The following is a 17893-nucleotide window of genomic DNA, read 5'->3' on the forward strand; positions in this document are numbered from 1 at the left end:
CAAAGTTCCTCAAAGACATATTGAAGTTGTTCGAGTCCTCGATCATTAATGGCTTCACAAAAACTGCTGAGACTGATACCACCATCAGGCGCTATGTTATTTTTGGCAAAATCATCTTCTTTCATGCACTGGACAAGATCTCTTGCAGACTCATGCTCTTGAAGGTGATAGAATAATAAAGCATTGAGTTGGTCTTCAAACGTCATTTTCAATGGCCGATACCCCCTTGAATTAAGCGCAGGGGTAGTGAGCAGAATTTTTTGTAGAGGTAGCAGATATTGTATAAAGGATTCAGCATCAAATTTGATCTTTTGTTTTTTGCATTGGGTTATGGGCATTAACTTCTCCTTGTTATAGAATCAATTACAACAAGACAAAAGCAATGCTTAGGTAGCTCTTATTTTTTAATAAATCAAGTGTTTTATATTCTTTTTTAAGCATGCAAAAACCTAACCGGACATCACTGGCCATGGGCAGATCATATTGGGATTTTACCTGCCCACAACGAAATTTGAAACTCTAATCATTGCAAGGCTTTGGGTGGAATTTTATATAAAACGGTCATGTCCTGTCGGACACAACAAATGGGGTTGATCATAACGTGGCCCATCTTGTGATAAAGTTCTATCTGCAAAAGTTAACATCTATAATTACAGTGCTTTGCGGATAATAAAATTTTATTTCACCTATAGTGGCCCAGCTTATGACCAAGCCCAAACAAATATAGGGTCGTAGACGCGGAGCCAAATGGTATTATGCCGCCGCCCCCCGACGGGCAATGGGCCCGGACCGGAACTGTAGACAGCTCAATTGTCCGGTTCCTATTGCCCGTCGGGGGGCGGCTCTGCTGAGGTTGCCCGGAAGTTTATTTTCTAATAAAAAAAACACCGCCATGCATCAAGCTGCATGGCGGTGTTTTATTTTTTAATGGTGATCCCCGCCCTTTCCGGACACGGTGTCCATAATGGTTTTAAAAATGCACCAGGTCATTCCAAGACTCAAAATAATAATGGTGTACCACATTCCTCCGAAAAAGAGGAAGTGCCCGGCATCCCAGGCCCATTCAAAGCAATTTGGCAACATATCAATATTTCCTTATTTTTCAGTGGACAGTTCTTTCTCCTGGGGAAACATGGGCAGATAACGATAGGCCAGGGCCAGAAGAATAATACCATAGGCAACAGGCAGAATGGTGGTGGCCACTTCCTGCCAGCTGGGAATATAAAGGGCCCAGGTATCAAAACTCATCACCGGAACCGCCATCACCTGGAGTACCATGACCCAACGATTCAGGCAAACACCCAGAACACCCAGAATAATTGCCAGAAGCAGCATTTTTGAATTTTCGCGGTATTTCTTAGTGATGAGAATCACCGCAGGTACAATGCCCCCCAGAACGATTTCCGCAAAAAGAATCCAGATGCCGTAAAAGGCGTTGTCGGTGTAAAAATCCATGACGGAAAAACCCAGTGAGGGGGCCGTCACCGCAATCCAGTAAATGGTATCAATGATCTTGGCCACAATATAAGTGGTGATCATCCATCCGGAAATTTTGGCCAGAAGATGAATCACATTGTCCTTGATCAGTTTTTTACGGGTGATGCCCTCCACCATTTTTGCAACAAGCAAGGTGAAACAGGGCCCATAGGCAGCCGCAGACCAGGTAAACAGAAAAAAAGTCCAGGGCCAGATGAGAAGGCCTTCCCGGAAAGCAAAGGGTCTTCCGTAAAGGACACCTGCAACCCCGCCAAGGGATCCTTGGTGGAAGCAGGAAAGAAAAGCACCGGTGGCGGCAAAAACAGCCATGGCAGTGTGCATGTTATGGCTCAGATTATGAAAAAAAGGAACCTTGTCCACCTGACGGTTTTCAAGAATCAGGGGGATAAATTCAATGGTCAGCACACTGAAATAAAGAGAAAGGCAAAAGGCCACCTCGGTGAGCATGGAATGGACATTGGCATGCCAAAAAATAAACCAGCCCCTCAGGGGTTGTCCAATGTCAATGGCCAGAATGAGAAGGGCGGAACTATAACAGATAAACCCTATCACCACAGCCAGGTTAATAATATTTTTTAATTCATCTATGCCAAGGACATATTTCAAAAGGCCGGTGAAAAAGGCACCGCCACCAATGGCAATGACTGCAAGATCCGCCCAGATCCACAGGGCAAACCCATAATAATCATTCATATTTGTCTGGTTCAAGCCTTTAATCCAGCACAGCCCCATGGCATAAACGCCCCACAGCAGCACCACACCAACCACCGCGATCCCGGTGGCAAACACAGGGAACGGACAGCGGTTTGCGCCCTTAGGTATTAATGCAGAATCCATATCTATTTACTCCTAAGCTAATGGTTGGTTATTCATGACCTTTGGTTTTTTTCATTTTTGCCTTTTCCCATTCACCGTCCAGATAATTATCTCCGGCTTTGCGTACCCACTCCCGCTCGGAAATATAATATACCTTGGGATTGGTCTCAAGCCGTTCCAGAAGACGGAACGCCTTGGGGTTTCTGGGACGTCCGCAATGGTGGGGATCAGGGTTTACCAGCTGATGAACCGCATGATCCGGATTGTTCAAATCCCCAAAGGTAATGGCACCGGAGGGACAGGCCTGGGTGCACGCTGTCTGATACTCTTCTTCGGCAACGGTGTCACGTTCTTCCAGATAAGCCTTGTCTTTGGCGGCCTGGTAACGATGGAAACAAAAGCTGCACTTTTCAACCACCCCCCTCATCCGGGGAGAAACATCGGGGCTGAGATACTCTTCCATACCTTCCGGCCATTTGGGATCCCACCAGTTAAAAAAACGGGCATGGTAGGGACAGGCTCCCATGCAGTATCGACATCCAAAGCAACGGGTGTAAATCTGGCTGACAATACCTGTGCCGTAATCATAATCAGTGGCCGTGGCAGGACACACAGACACACAGGGAGAATGACCGTGGTCTCCTTTTCCGCCGCAATGCATGCAGGGTCTTGGCAGATAACAGACATCTGTGTCGGGAAAGGATTTCCCATTGGTCAGCTTATAGACCCGCATCCAGGTGATGCTGTCTTTTTTATTGGATTCATCTTCTTTAAATGGAACGTTATTTTCAGACATGCACGCAACCATGCAGGACCCGCAACCGGTGCACTTGTCCAGGTCAATCACCATTCCAAATTTATGCGCATTTCCGTGATTTTGTTGTGTCATCAGAACCTCTCTAACAATTTATCCACATCTTTCCCCGGCCTTAATTCAAGGCAAAGGGTTTCATGGCTTTACTCCAGGAAAATCTCCCGGAAAACGTCTGCTTCAGAACCGCCATCAGACCCTGGAGATTTTCGCCCGGATTCCCCAGGCGGCATCCAGTCCGGAAATGGCATCCATGACAGGCCCCACAAGTGCATTCACATTAACGCCCTTGCCGCCCACATAGGGGTTCTCAGCCATGGTATGTCCCAGTCCGTGGGCCATGGCCAGCACACCGGGCATGATACCGTCAAAAAGGTTCACCTTAACAATGGCACTGCCCACGGGTGTGGTGAGGGTCACTTCATCCCCCTGGGACAAACGAAGTTGATCTGCAGTCTCAGGATTAATTTCAATAAAACTGTCAGTTCCCTTGAGCACCTTGTCAGAAACGGTCTTTACGGCAAAAGGAGAAGCAGCGATTTCGCCTGTCAAGCGAATGTTGTCCACAGGCATCAACACCAGAGGATAGGTGGCTTCATCACCTTCAGCGGCAACCACGGCGGTATCATTGAGCAGTAAGGAAAAGTCCATGCGCTCTATTTTTTTAACCAGGCTCACCGGCTCTTTCACCACAGATCCCTTTTCAGAAAGGGCCTTCCATACCGGGGCTTTAACAGCTTCAAGGCAGGCATCGTAGCTTTCCCATGGAAAACTTGCAGCCACAGAGCCTTCCATGGCAGCTGCCAGGGAGAGCACACTGTCCCCTGGATGTCGGGTATCAAAAAGAGGTGAAACCATGGGTCGGGTCAGGGCAGTGATATCCAACGGCACAGGACCCGTAAGAGACACATCCTCACGTCGCTCAAGAAACATGTGGCTTGGCAGAACAACATCGGCCAACTGAGTGGTTTCATCCATGTAAGAAGAAAAACTGATGACAAAGGGGATTTTCTTAACAGCTTCGGTGACTGCCTTGGCATTTTTAAGGGAGTAGCAGGGATTGGCATTATAAACCAGCAGTGCCTCCACCGGGCTTTTTGCAGATGCTGTCACCTTGGCCATCAAGCTGTCCACGGTGTCTGTTTCCACAAATTTTGCCCGGGCAAATCCCTGTGTTGCCATGGCATCCATCTCTATGGAAGGCCACACTTCAGCAGGATCTTTATCCATGAGCCAGAAACCGCCCGGGGCATTGATATTACCCGCAAGGCAATTCAGTGCATATACAGCTGCAAATTCCCTGGTACTTCCGGCACTGTCACCTTTTCCTCTGCCGGCAATGGCAACGGGTTTTTCAGCATCGGCAAAGGCCATGGCCAGATTCTGGATGGATGCCACATCTATACCGGTGGTGCGTGCTGTTCTGGCCGGGGAATACTTTTCCTGGGCCATTTTTGCAAATGCCTTGAAAGAGGGGTCATCCGCCTGGATTGCTTTTTTATTGTACAGTCCTTTGGTGATCAATACACCGCAGATGGCAAGGGCAAGATCTGCTTCCGTACCCGGTTTTGCAGGCACCCATTTATCGGCTGCGGCAGCTGTATTGGAAAGCCTTGGCTCAACCTGGATCAATTTTATGCCGTGGGTTTTTCTCCGGGCATTTACCTGGAAATTGTATACAGGAGCCCCCCAACCTTCAATGAAACCGCTGCCAAAGCTTAAAATCAGATCACTGTTTTTAAGGTCAAATCCCACATGGGCTTTGACACCGTTAACAGCATCAATGGTGGTGGCCCAGGCTTTTTCCATGGTATCCATGGTGTAATAATTATTGGACCCGAGAACCGTTGTCAGACGTTTAAAAAGACCGGAGACGGTACCCTTGTCATTGTCAGTGATGCAGGCGATGGCATTGGCATTGTCGGCCTTTCTGATATTTCCCAAAGCCTCTGCCGCATGGGCCAGGGCCTTTTCCCAGGAAACTTCTTTCCAGGTATCGTCGGTTTTAATCATGGGGGATTTCACCCGGGAAGGATCATAAAGATACTGTAATGCGGAAATCCCATGGAGGCATACCCCCCCGTCATTCACAGGATGTCCCGTTGTCCCTTCTATTTTTACCGGTCTTCCATTTATTTTTCTGACACTGATACCGCAATTACCCGAACACAGAGTGCAGACGGTGTCTTCAAAGGTTACTTCTCCATCGGGGGGAACAGGGGTCCACGGCCAGTTCTGGGTCCAGATGGATGAATCATCCATCAGTTTCCAGGTTGCCGGAGTCACGGCCACACCGGCAGCTGCGCCAAGTCCCAGTCCCAAGAAGCTTCTTCTATCTACTTTCATAGGTTATATACCTCAATAAAGTTTAAAGCGTTCCAAACGCAAAGGCAATGGTCTATTTATGGCACTGAAAACATGCACCCTTGCTTCCTGTTTCTTTTTCATGACATTCTGCACAGTCATCCATTTTCATGCGATCCCAAGAATTTTTCTTGAACCCCCAGATATTTTTACCCCAGATGTCCCGGCTGTAACCGGTTATTCTGTTTTCTTCATAGGGTTTCATGGTGGTGGATTCACCAATGTGTCCATGGCAGGAGACACAATCCATCTGGGCACCCACAACATGGGCAGAATGGGAGAAAAAGACACAGTCCGGCTGTTCAGAATAAATCAGCCAGGGAACTTCTTTTTCTTTTTCCACATACTCTGCAACAAAGACAGCTTCATCCTCTGTGTCACCCATGACTTCTGCATGGCAATCCACACACTGGGCAAGTTTGGGAACACCTGCAAAACTGCCGTCTTCCCGGAAGTAATGACAGGAATCACATCCCCCCATCTCCTCCACGTGCAGGGCATGGTTAAAATTAAAGGGTTGCTCTTTTTTTGAATAAAGCAGGTTGGGAAACAGCAACCACCCCGATAGAAAGCAGACAGCAAAGGCTGCAATAAAAAAGAGGACGCCCGCGCCAATGCCGGAATCCCCTTCTGCCTTCTGTTCTTCAGATACACCCATTTCCAGGGAATCTGTAGAACCATTTTCAGTTTTCTCTTCTAATTCGCTCATGAAAACCCCATCAATTAAATTGTTGATGAAACACAAACACCGACTGCACCGGAATTTATATTAATCCGGCACCATATTTACACTGTGAAAGGTATTTCATACCCGCGTCACAGCCACTTCCATAAAACCGCCGCAGGCAAACGTCCTTTTGACAGCGGTCCACCCACAACAAAGATAGAAATTCTCTCTGGATCTGAAAAAAATTTCACATTTAAACAGTTCCGAATCAGATGGTATCATGGGTCACCGAAATAAAGTCAAGTGTAAGCTGCTGCCGCATCTTAAAGGGGGTATACAATAAAAATCCTTTTAAAATCATGGCGCATCTCGTTATACAACACCTGAAAAACCAAACAACACCATCCACCCGATTCCCCGGTGAAAATTGTGAATCCGGGCGGCAGAGCTTGGAATGAAGCCCATGGATTTCCACCCGGTTAAACAACGTCAATCTATATTAAGAACTCTATTCCTTGTCAAGATAAAATACTAAGCATAACTGTGAAGACCGGGCAGCAGGTTAACTCCGAAATAGGTGAACAAAACCGCCATAAATCCCACAATGGAGACCCAGGCAATCTGTTTTCCGTCCCAACCCCGCATCATCCGAAGATGCAGCAGTGTGGCATAAATAAGCCACGTGATCAAAGACCATGTTTCCTTGGGGTCCCAGGACCAGTAGGTACCCCAGGCAGAATTGGCCCACACCGCCCCTGTGATAATACCGATGGAAAGAAACAAAAAGCCGAACATGACCATCTGATGGGTCAACTCATCAATCAAAGCAAGGGAGGGCAATCTGGCCGTTAAACCGCCATTTTTGTGATCTGTCGGTTTTATAAGATACATGATGCTGAAGCCAAAGGCCACTGCAAACCCTGCGTAACCCAGAAAGCAGGTAATAACATGGGCAATGAGCCAATTACTTTTCAGGGCCGGAATCAGAGGGGTTATGCGATCTCCAATGGAAGGGGACAAAGAAGCATAGGCAATGGCCAGAAAGATCAAGGGTGTGGCAAAAACACCGATGATGCGCTCACGGTACTTGAATTCCACAAATATATAAAGGGCCGCCACGGTCCAGGAAAAAAACACAAGGGATTCATACATATTGGAAAACGGCGCATGGCCATACCCCATCTGATAGGATTCAATCCACCGGAGGATAATGCCAAGTGTATTGCCCACAAAGCCTGCAATGAGGACATACAGGCCCACCTTGGCCATAATCTCTTTTTTAAAAGTCCACGATCCAATATAAAGCACCGAAACAAAAGCATATACGAAGGTAACAACAGACAAAAGCATGGAACTGTTCATTATTTAAATATCCTTAATTTTTTCTGCCAGTTTTTCTATTTTAAGTTTCATTCCCTGGGGGTTGCGGTGGGCAAAACCTGACACCATGATCCGGCTTTGCCTGCCGTCTCCCCCGGTAATGTAAATGCAGCTGCTCTGGTGGGACATGAAAAAGGTAATCCAGCACCCCGCAATCATGAGAATAAATCCAAAATAAACATACCACACCCCGGGATCTTTATTGACCTGGAGCCCAGTGTAATATTTTTTATCAAACCCATCCACTTCAAAGGCAAATTTTCCCTGGCGCATTTTATCAAATGTGGGAAATCTCACTGAAATAAAAATCTCAGTCTCACTGCCTTTTTCCGGCACAATACGCCCCACAAAGCCTTCTCCAAGATTGTGTCCCCGGAACTGATACCCATTGGCAAAACGATCCAGGATCAGCGTTCCCCCGGATTCGGGCAGGATAAGAGGTTCCTTAAATGAGAGGGTTTTCTCATACACCATACCGCTGTCTTTGCTGGTATATTTTAAACGGACATTCTTTGCTGACGCCGTGCCGTAACTGGACTGATAAAAGCTGATTCCCCGATACCGCAGGGGATCATTAACAACGATATCCCGAGTGAGAACCTCCTTGCCCCCTTCAATGACGGTGAGGCTGGATTTAAACTCTTCGGGTTGACCGGTATCATAAAAACTGACGGAAAAGTCATTGCATCGCACGGAAAACCCCAATGGAATATGCTTGTGCTCTCCCTTTCTGGCTTCAATGAAATCTGTAGTCTCACCTTCCGTGATATTGACAAACCCCTTAAAGCCCAGCATGGAACCGATCACGGCCCCTGCAAGCATGAAAAGAATGCTCAAATGCACCACATACACCCCCAGCCGGGTCCAGCGTCTCTGTTCTGCAAAAAGGGCTGTCCCCCCATCATTTTTTTTAACGGACACCGGCCCCACAGAGGTTTCCAGGAGTTTATGACAGGCTTTTTCCAGAACATCTGCCTCTTTTTCACAATCAAACCGCAGGGCTGCGGGCATGCGATTGAATCTTTCCAGGTTAAAAGACACCTTGTCAGGGAAAATAATTTTCCAGGTGGTCTGGAGCCTGTCAATGGAGCATACAATAATATTGACAGCCAAAAGCCCCAGGAGCGTGAGAAACCACCAGGAGTGGTACATGTCAATGATGTTAAGCCCCTTAAAAAGAGAAAAAAACACTTCACCGTATTTTTGAAGATAAAAACCTTGTGAAGCATTTTGCGGAATCAAGGTTCCAATGATGGAGGTTGCAGCAAGAATCAGCAACACAAACACGGTTAATTTCACCGATGTAAAAAACTTCCAGACTCCATTGTTGGAGCCAAATTTCTTTTTTCTACTGGTCATACCTGATTTTCCCTTAAATCCGACGAGGATTCTTAAATATCCATGTTTTTTTATATAAACCGCCACGGGCGGACCGTATTCTGATCCGGTTCTATCCACAACAAAGTCTGAAACACACCCCTGATTTGAGGAGTGCTTCATAATAAAAAAATACTCTGCAAATCAAAGGCGTATTTCTATCTTTCTTGTGGGCAGAACGAAATCAGAATAAGATTTGCCCGGAAGCAAATTTTTTTTATCACCAACGCATTAAAAAGCGCACTCAGCCATGGTAAGCGGTACTGCTTTCCCACTTTTTTTCTCCATATGATCTATTTTAAAATCAATCTATATAACAAATCCCCCCGGCAATCGCAAAACCTTTTCCAAATCCGCACAATCGTGCCTCTTTTCCGGCATGGGCCGGGGAAAAACACCCTGATCATCCAAAGCCGCTATTCCCGGTCCTGTTCAACGGCATGGAGACAAGAAAAATCCCTTTTGGTGGGGCATTGATTTATACCCGGCCCGCATTAAATTCTTGACACATCAGAACCAGAACGTTAAACATATACACATATTACAAGCCTCAATATTGCCCATCCAAATAATGGGCCTTACATGAGCGCTCCATCAAAGCAGTACGACTCTATTCAGAATCATAAAAACACTGAAAATTTTTAAAAGGAGGATTTTCATGGGAAAACGTATTCTAAAGGGACTTGTTGTTTTTGCATCAATGATGCTCATGGTTGCCTGCGCCGCCAAGGGACCCAACCAACCACTACCGGCATTTTCACCTGCCAAAATTGATGCCGCCGATTACACCTCAAAAATCGATAATTTTATTGTTGTACTGGATGCATCCAGCTCCATGAACGATGCGTGCAAGGGCACCCCCAAGTATACCTTGGCCACGGAACTTATTTCCAGAATGAACCAGACCGTCCCGGAACTTGGACAAAGCGCAGGCCTAAGATCTTTTGGACTTAATAAGTCCATGTCCACCCAGCTCCAGTATGGTATGACAACCTATTCCACCGCCGATTTCGGTGCAGCCCTGAAAAAAATAACAAACATCAATGGATTTACTCCCATGGCCAAAGCCCTTGATGCCGTTGCCATGGATCTGGACCAGGCAAAGGGGAAAAGTGCTCTGATCATTGTCAGTGACGGACTCCAAAATGCTGGGAATGCCATCGCATCAGCCCAGGCATTAAAAGACAAATTCGGCTCTTCCCTGTGCATCTACCCTGTCCTTGTGGGTAATGCTGATTCAGGAATGACCCTGATGAAAAAAATTGCTGACATCGGTGGATGCGGCAGCTTTTCCAAGGCTGAAGCCCTTGTATCCAGCGCAGGCATGGCAGCCTTTGTGAAAGATGTTTTTCTCACTCACAAAGCCGCACCCAAAGACAGTGATAATGACGGCGTTATTGATGACAACGATCTGTGCCCCGATACCCCCGCAGGTGTTGTGGTTGATCAGAACGGCTGCCCCCTGGACACAGATCAGGACGGCGTCTATGACTACATGGACAAATGTCCGGGAACCCCCATGGGTGCACAGGTCAATGCCCAGGGTTGCTGGATTCTCGGATCTTTGCTCTTTGATTTCAATAAAGCAGACATCAAACCTGAAGGCTTTGGAGAGCTCAACGGTGTTGCTGCAATTTTGCAAAAAAATCCCGGTATGACCATCGTCCTTCAGGGTCATACAGACAACATAGGAAGCGCAGCTTACAACCAGAAACTGTCCGTTAAAAGAGCCAATGCTGCCAAAGACTATCTTGTGAACAAGGGTATCAGTGCCGGACGCATCTCCTGTGAAGGATATGGTTTCAGCCAGCCTGTGGCCACCAACACAACGGAATTTGGCCGCTCCTTGAACAGGCGTGTGGCAATCAAACCGGAAATGTAATCCTACATATATGGCTGATGTGAAAAAATGAATCATTGATATTATCATCGACCATGTAATATAAAAAAGCCCTCTGGAATATCTGTTCCAGGGGGTTTTTATTTTAATTTTATCTAAAAATTTTAAGGATGCACATGTTTTCCATTGAGCAGTTCAAGCAACAATATGAAGTTGAGCAAACCACTTTTTCCGTTGGAAATCATCGATTAAAACTTTTTGTTCCCCGGAAAATTGATGCCTTTATCAACCCGGACGATCTTTTCAACAACTTCCCCCTGTGGTCAAAAATATGGGAGGCCACGGCAGTACTGGCCAGCCACATCTCCACCATAAAGGTTAATTCAGCCCATCGTTTTCTTGAAATCGGTGCCGGCATGGGGGTGGCCGGTCTTTCTTGTGCCGGAATGGGGCATGCCATCACCATCACAGAATACAATGAAGATGCCCTTAATTTTGCCCGGGCCAATGCGATACTGAACAACATGGAGCCTGATATAGTTGCAAAGCTGGATTGGAACCAACCCATGGTTCAGGGGCAGTTTGACTATATCATTGGATCTGAGGTGGTATTCAAGGAAACTGATTTCCCGGGACTTTACTTCTTATTTCAAAAATATTTAAAACCCGACGGAAAAATAATTCTTGCCGAAGGCATGCGAAAAACCTCATTGAAATTCATCCAGGAAATGGAAAAACATTATCAGATTCGCATGAAAAAACAAACCATCGGTCCTAAAGAAAAAGCAGTGTCAGTGGTGCTCATGGAAATGAAGGAAAAATAAAATTTGGTTCCATCCGTGGGGCCTATAATCTGTTTCAAAATTGCGTTCATGACCGGGAATCCGGCACATCAACTTTATTTAAAAGCCAGAGCCCTACCGTGAAAAGTAATAAAAGACTTAAAACCCCCCAGCGGGTATGACCGGAAATTTTTGCGATCCCTCCCATGAGAAGCGGTCCAGAAATGGCTGCAAATTTTCCAAAAACATTGAAAAAACCAAAGAATTCTCCGCTTTGTTCCATGGGGATCAAGCTGGCAAAAAAGCTGCGGCTCAGGGCCTGGATACCCCCCATGGACGAAGCAACCAGAAAGGCAATGCCCCAGAACATCCCCACTTTAAGTGCATGGCTGTGAATTTGGGGAAGCCAGAATGCCATGAACGTGATCACACAATATACGGCAATACCCCACATCAGCATGGTCTTAGGTGAAAACCGCCGGGCCAGTTTTCCATAGACCAGGGCAAAGGGAAATGCAATGATCTGGATGAACAAGATAACAACAATCAACATGGTGACGCTGAAGCCAAGATCCCGCCCATAGGCTGTGGACATACTAATAATGGTTCCCACTCCGTCAATGTAAAAGAAATAGGCCCCCAGAAACATAAACACAGATTGATGGGTACGGATACGTTGAAAAGTGTGCCATAATCTACGAAAACTCTCCCGCACCGGGCGACGGGATGGTGCAAAGGCATGTTTTTGTTGAACTGTTTTCATCAATGGCAGAGAAAACAAAAACCACCAGACAGCCACCACCATAAACCCCATGCGGGTAGGTGCCACGGGCAGGCCCCCATGGGCAATGTCTCCTGTAGCTGTAATACGCCATAAAATAAACAAAAACGGGACCACACTGCCGATATATCCCCATGCATATCCCCGGGATGAAACCAGATCCATGCGCTCCCGGGGGGTCACATCCACCAGAAAGGCATCGTAAAAAAGATTGGCCCCGGCCCATCCCACCCGGGCTAAAACAAAAAAGGCCAAACACAGTCCCCACATACCCTGCCCGATTCCCATGAGGGCCAGGGTGAAAAAAAGCCCCAGACCGAGAAAACAGAGGAATAATGTTTTTTTCTTATCCTGATAGTCGGCCATGGCTCCCAGAACCGGTGATAAAAATGCCAGAATAAAAGAAGCTCCGGCATTGGCAAACCCCCAATAGGCCGTGGAAACCGTATTGGGAAGCCCGGCAGCGGCCACGTCCTTGAAAAAAACAGGCATGACAGCCGTTATCATCACCAGCACAAAGGCGGAATTTCCAACATCGTACAAAATCCAGCCCGTCTCTTCCTTTGTATGGGCGCCATGGCCGGGCCCAAAGAGATCAGTCATCCTTACCTTCTTTGAGCAATCGAAGCACCATGGAATTTTTGTTTTTTAATATTTTGGAGCCCCGGGTGATTTTACACAGGCTTATACCGTATTTTTCAGCAATCTTACGCTGGGTGATACCCAGATTAAGATCTTTGAGCAATTTCCAGCGAAGGGAAAGATCAGCCAGTTCTCCGGGGGTAAAGAGATCCTGAAACAGGGCGTCAAGATCTTCCAGGTCATCAACGGATAGAACGGCGCTCAACAACTCTTTATCAACGGGCATTTTTTTCTCCTTGCTTGCATTCAATTATTTTTATTCACCGGAACCTTCAGATACAATGGGAATAAAATTACACCATTTTATTTTTTTTTAAAAGAAATATGAAAATTTTAAAAACATGGGTATTATATCTGTTTAACCTCCGGAACCTGACCACGTATCAGGAAGCAGGCCTGGATCTTTTTTATCAAAGCGCATTCTGATCCGGTTCTGCTCACAGCAAAGCTTGGAATATTCCCCTTGCGGCGTGTTTCATATAAAAACGGACATATCCTGTCAGATGCAACAAATATTAAAGATGGCATCAACCGCCCCGGAGGGCAATGGAGACCGGCCCGGGACTGTAGTAAAAAAATAAACATCATAACTAATACCAAGGACGTAATAGAATGAATGGTAAAATGCTCGAAACGATTTTAGATCAGGTGGCAAACGGCGGACTTTCCGTGGAAAATGCCCGGGAAAAATTGGAACATCTGTCCTTTGAAGACATTGAAATTGCACACATTGATCACCACAGATCCATACGCAAGGGATTTCCCGAAGTTATTTTCGGCCAGGGAAAAACAGCTGCCCAGATCACCCGGATACTCCAGGCCATGGCATCTTCTGAGGAAGTGATACTTGTCACCCGCATCAGTAAAGACAAGGCACAACAGGTGATGGAAAGCATCACAGCAGCCACCTATGACGAGGAGGCCCGGATTCTACAGCTGCAAAAGAATCCACCAGAAATAATAAACAAAGGCGAAATTCTTGTGATTTCTGCAGGGACATCTGACATCCCCGTTGCCCGGGAAGCTGCCATCACGGCCCGGGCCATGGGAAACCGGGTCACCACTGTGTTTGATGTGGGGGTGGCGGGCATTCATCGCCTGTTTGCCCATAAAAAAATCATTGAGCAGGCATCGGTGATTGTGGTGGTTGCAGGCATGGAAGGCGCCCTTCCCAGCGTGGTGGCAGGCATGGTAAAATCCCCTGTGATCGCTGTTCCCACCAGCATTGGATATGGCACCAGCTTTGGCGGCATGACAGCTCTTTTATCCATGCTCAATGCCTGCAGCTCAAACATTGCCGTGGTAAACATAGACAATGGATTTGGCGGAGGGCACATGGCTGCCACCATCAATCGCCTCACGGCCCTGATCCATGACACCCCCTGATGGAAAACATTTGTATGAATAAAACCATATGCATTGTAAATTGCCCGGAAAATTCCATTGAAATCAAAGGTTCCATTTTTTATGCAGACACGGAATTTGCAAACATGACCCGGGGAGAACTCCTGGAAGAGATGTCGCACATGCAAAGAGCGGCAATTGTCTTTATTTATTTCAACGACGATCTTTTAAATGACCGTCATGCCATAAAACAACTCATCCCCGGCATGGGCGCCACAGTTGTCATTGCCATGGTATCTTCCACGCACATTTCCATGGGAATCACAGCCCTTGGGATGGGGGCATCTGACTTCATGATTTTACCGGCGGACGGCACAACCTTTGACATCTATGTTAAACGTGCCATGGATAAAATATGCATCCAAAAAGAACTGCTGTTTAAAAATGAATATTATAAAAGTCGTTACAGCCAGTCTGAAAAAAAGTATAAACAGCTTTTTAATGAAGTTCCCTGTTTTATTTTCACCTTGAATAAGGATTATCTGATCACCGACTCCAACCGAAAGTTCAATGAATATTTTGGCAATCACATTGGAGAATATTGTTTTGGTATTTGTAAAAACAGAGATGATCCTTGTCGCATCTGCCCCGTGCAACTGACCTACGAAGATGGTGAGAACCATGCATTGGAATCGGAAATCATCTCATCGGACGGTGTTAAACACATTGTTCTTTCGTGGACAGCCCCCATTCGTGACAGCGCAGGCAATATAAATAAAGTACTTGTCATGCTGACAGACATCACAGAAGTCAGACGGCTGGAGGATCACCTCTCATCCCTTGGGGTAATGATCGGCTCCATATCCCACGGCATAAAAGGGCTTTTAACCAGCCTGGACAGCGGCATGTATCTGATAAACACAGGGTTCAAAAAAGGGGATATGACCCGCATCAGTGAAGGGCTTGAGATATCCAACCAGATCACAGAAAGAATTAAAAAGCTGGTGCTGGATATTTTGTATTATACAAAGACAAGACGGCCTGTATGGCAGAAGGTTTCTGCCAGGGGTTTCATTGACGAGGTGATGATGCCCATCATCCCTGCTGCCGGACAAAGCGACATTAAACTCCAGCTCAATGTGCAATGCGAAACCCATGATGACTATTTTGAAATTGATGAAAAAAGCCTGCAATCAGCATTTATCAATATTCTTGAAAACAGTATTGATGCCTGTGTCGCTTCGGGCACGGCCAGGAACTGCACCATTCTTTTTCATTGTCGCATCAAGGCAGATAAGATAGTTTTTCTCATAAAAGATGATGGAAAAGGCATGGATGCCATGACCCTGAAAAATATATTCACCATCTTTTTTTCTTCCAAGGGTAAACAGGGCACGGGTCTTGGGCTTTACATCACCAACAAAGTCATTGAGCAGCACAGTGGAGAAATCAAGGTCCGCTCATCTCTGGACACCGGTACTAAATTTCTCATCAAAATGCCGCGAATTATTCCCCGCACCGCCAAAAAGAAACATTGAGTTTCCGGCATTTCCCGTGGCGGTTTATATGAAATACTCCGCAAAGCAGGGGTGTATTTCAAGCTTTGTTGTGGGCGAAGCAAGGACAGAATTACGGTCTGCCCGTGGCAGTTATATAAAAAAGTTTACCTCAGCAATGGGGCATAAGAATGTCAAACAATTGTTTTTCTGTCAATGGCACAGGGTTACCTTTCATGCTGCTGGATTTCAGGGCCTGGCAGCTCAATTGCTGACACTTCACCTTGTTGAGCCCATACCGGGAAAGGGGCGGCAGGGGGAGATACCGAACCATATTATCAATCCATTGAACAGCATCCCAGGGAGCAGCCCCTGGATTTCCAGTTAAAATGGAAGCAATCTCCCCAAGCTTTTTAACCACATGGCCATGGGCTTCATCCCTGCTGCTTTCTGTGAGATTCACGGCCATACAAGGCCCCAGCAACCGTGCACAAATGACCCCGTGGGGGGCCGGAATCATCCCCCCCATGGGACCGGCAATGCCATGCACGACACCCAGTTTTGCATTGGCAAGAGCAACACCGCTGAAAAGGGCGGCAAGGCTCATATCTTCCCTGGCTGCCAGATCATCTCCCCTGTCATGGGCTGCTTTAAGGGAGGCAGCCACCCTTTTGATTCCCTCCCGACACAGGGCATCTGTCAAAGGATTTGAAAATCGTGAAATAAAAGCTTCCATGAGCTGGGTCAAGGCATCCATGCCCGAAGATGCCGTAACAACGGGGGATACACCCATTGACAGTTCAGGGTCCACAATGGCCACATCCGGTGCCATAAAAGGACTTCTAAGACTGACTTTAACCCCGTGTTCCGGGGCCGCAAGCACACTGTTAAATGTAACTTCAGCACCAGTCCCGGCAGTGGTGGGCAATGCCACAAATGGAAGAGGATGGGCAGCAAGGGGCTTTCCTTTGCCAATCACCTCAAGATAATCCATGGCAGGCAAAGGATTGGTGGCAAGGGCTGCAATGGCCTTGCCAACATCCACAACACTGCCCCCGCCCACGGCAATGACAAGATCCACGCCCCGGCTTTGGGCTATTTTTGCCCCCTGCTCCGCCTGATCAACGGTGGGTTCCCCTTTCTGGGAAAAACAGGTGCAACAGATATTGTTTTGTCCAAGCGCGACTTGAATATCATTGAAACGGGATGTGTCAGATCCTGACACCAACAAGGCATTACACCCCATGCCTGAGGCAACCTCTCCAAGCCTTCCAGCTTCTTTTCTGCCAAAATAAATTGTTGTCGGGGTGCTGAAAGAAAATTTCATATGTCAACTCAAAAGCCTTCCTGATTTTTTTCGACTTCCGGTCATGCTTTTACCCATGAGCCACCCTGCCAGCAACACCCCGGCCCCGGAAACAAACCATTTAATCATCCCTGTTTTAAGGGGCTCATCCCCGGATGCCGTCAGGGAGTTCACCTTTTGGGTTAACTCTTTCACTTCTTTTTTCAAGGTCTCATTTTCAGTGATAAGGCCTCCGGATTCAATGCTTGATTTAAGGGTGTCCATGGCGGTTTTTAATTTATTGACAGCCGATTCCAGGTTGATATTTTTTTCCTGCAATACTTTTTTCCCCGTCTGGCTTGCCTTGAGCGACGCTGCAAGCTCAGCGATTTGTTTCTGATATTTTTGGGCAACAGTGTCAGCGCTGGAGGAAAATGATGCATTGGATGCCTCACTTGCCTTTAAGGCTTTTTCAAGTTCCATGATTTTTAAATTTAATTTATCAATGAGAATGGTCTTGGGGGTTTCCCTGGTGATATATTGTTTTTCAACCCAGCCCTCATCTCCCTCCATGGTTCTGACTTTAAGATGGGTGGCACCTTTTTCCAATATTTCCAACACTGTATTGCTTCTCAGGGTGCGGACCACATTAAAGTTACTCCCGGGACCCTTCCGCATGGTCAAAATCAGCATATCAGATACATAACCGGTTTCAGCATGGGAAACACCACAAAATATCAATGGCACCAATATCAAAAAAATTAAACTTGAAATTTTGCCGGGCACCGTTATTTTCATTTATTTCTCTCCT

15 protein-coding genes and 1 pseudogene are annotated in these 17893 nt (G+C 46.6%); 4 read left to right on the forward strand and 12 right to left on the reverse strand.

Going from position 1 to position 17893, the window contains the following annotated elements:
- The 8 genes and pseudogenes from B9A32_RS21170 to resB all read right to left on the reverse strand — a co-directional run.
- Positions 1-338, reverse strand: a pseudogene (locus B9A32_RS21170) (IS4 family transposase); the annotation flags it as partial.
- Positions 339-924: 586 nt separating this feature from the next.
- A complete protein-coding gene (locus tag B9A32_RS21415) occupies positions 925-1083 on the reverse strand; it encodes a hypothetical protein (RefSeq protein WP_170923884.1) in 159 nt (52 codons plus the stop codon).
- Between the two features lie 12 nt (positions 1084-1095).
- Positions 1096-2334, reverse strand: a complete 1239-nt coding sequence (gene qrcD, locus B9A32_RS17050; RefSeq protein WP_084071173.1) for a menaquinone reductase integral membrane subunit QrcD — start codon at positions 2332-2334, stop codon at positions 1096-1098.
- 28 nt (positions 2335-2362) lie between these two features.
- Positions 2363-3202: a menaquinone reductase iron-sulfur cluster-binding subunit QrcC gene (gene qrcC / locus B9A32_RS17055; protein WP_084071174.1), complete on the reverse strand. Its 840-nt coding sequence runs from the start codon at positions 3200-3202 to the stop codon at positions 2363-2365.
- Between the two features lie 114 nt (positions 3203-3316).
- A complete protein-coding gene (gene qrcB, locus B9A32_RS17060) occupies positions 3317-5470 on the reverse strand; it encodes a menaquinone reductase molybdopterin-binding-like subunit QrcB (protein ID WP_084071175.1) in 2154 nt (717 codons plus the stop codon).
- Positions 5471-5522: 52 nt separating this feature from the next.
- Positions 5523-6197, reverse strand: a complete 675-nt coding sequence (gene qrcA / locus B9A32_RS17065; protein WP_084071176.1) for a menaquinone reductase multiheme cytochrome c subunit QrcA — start codon at positions 6195-6197, stop codon at positions 5523-5525.
- A 489-nt stretch (positions 6198-6686) separates the two neighbouring features.
- Entirely contained in the window at positions 6687-7517 is an 831-nt protein-coding gene (gene ccsB / locus B9A32_RS17075) for a c-type cytochrome biogenesis protein CcsB (protein ID WP_084071178.1), read from the reverse strand.
- Positions 7518-7520: 3 nt separating this feature from the next.
- Positions 7521-9035: a cytochrome c biogenesis protein ResB gene (gene resB / locus B9A32_RS17080; protein ID WP_232367213.1), complete on the reverse strand. Its 1515-nt coding sequence runs from the start codon at positions 9033-9035 to the stop codon at positions 7521-7523.
- A 535-nt stretch (positions 9036-9570) separates the two neighbouring features.
- Here resB and B9A32_RS17090 point away from each other — a divergent pair.
- Entirely contained in the window at positions 9571-10794 is a 1224-nt protein-coding gene (locus B9A32_RS17090) for an OmpA family protein (RefSeq protein WP_084071180.1), read from the forward strand.
- 134 nt (positions 10795-10928) lie between these two features.
- Complete coding sequence (locus B9A32_RS17095) at positions 10929-11576, forward strand: class I SAM-dependent methyltransferase (protein ID WP_232367214.1); 648 nt, start codon at positions 10929-10931, stop codon at positions 11574-11576.
- 46 nt (positions 11577-11622) lie between these two features.
- Here B9A32_RS17095 and B9A32_RS17100 read toward each other — a convergent pair whose 3' ends face one another.
- The gene (locus B9A32_RS17100) at positions 11623-12918 is read right to left on the reverse strand and encodes an MFS transporter (RefSeq protein WP_084071182.1); all 1296 of its coding nucleotides are present in this window, start codon (positions 12916-12918) and stop codon (positions 11623-11625) included.
- Entirely contained in the window at positions 12911-13183 is a 273-nt protein-coding gene (locus tag B9A32_RS17105; RefSeq protein WP_084071183.1) for a Trp family transcriptional regulator, read from the reverse strand. The genes B9A32_RS17100 and B9A32_RS17105 overlap by 8 nt, the downstream gene beginning before the upstream one ends.
- Positions 13184-13569: 386 nt before the next feature.
- Between B9A32_RS17105 and larB the strand changes: the two genes are divergently transcribed.
- Both larB and B9A32_RS17115 read left to right on the forward strand, forming a co-directional pair.
- Positions 13570-14343 (forward strand): nickel pincer cofactor biosynthesis protein LarB, encoded by a 774-nt coding sequence (gene larB, locus B9A32_RS17110; protein ID WP_084071184.1) that lies wholly within the window; start codon positions 13570-13572, stop codon positions 14341-14343.
- A 14-nt stretch (positions 14344-14357) separates the two neighbouring features.
- Positions 14358-15839 carry an ATP-binding protein gene (locus tag B9A32_RS17115; RefSeq protein WP_170923885.1) on the forward strand — a complete coding sequence of 494 codons (1482 nt, stop codon included), beginning with the start codon at positions 14358-14360 and terminating at the stop codon, positions 15837-15839.
- A 130-nt stretch (positions 15840-15969) separates the two neighbouring features.
- On the opposite strand, the gene B9A32_RS17120 is transcribed toward B9A32_RS17115, so the two are convergent.
- Both B9A32_RS17120 and B9A32_RS17125 read right to left on the reverse strand, forming a co-directional pair.
- A complete protein-coding gene (locus B9A32_RS17120; protein WP_084071186.1) occupies positions 15970-17124 on the reverse strand; it encodes an iron-containing alcohol dehydrogenase in 1155 nt (384 codons plus the stop codon).
- A gap of 3 nt (positions 17125-17127) precedes the next feature.
- The gene (locus B9A32_RS17125; RefSeq protein WP_084071187.1) at positions 17128-17880 is read right to left on the reverse strand and encodes a TIGR04211 family SH3 domain-containing protein; all 753 of its coding nucleotides are present in this window, start codon (positions 17878-17880) and stop codon (positions 17128-17130) included.
- Positions 17881-17893 lie beyond the last annotated feature (13 nt).

The sequence above is a fragment of the Desulfocicer vacuolatum DSM 3385 genome, assembly GCF_900176365.1.
GTDB classification, from domain to species: Bacteria; Desulfobacterota; Desulfobacteria; order Desulfobacterales; family Desulfobacteraceae; genus Desulfocicer; species Desulfocicer vacuolatum.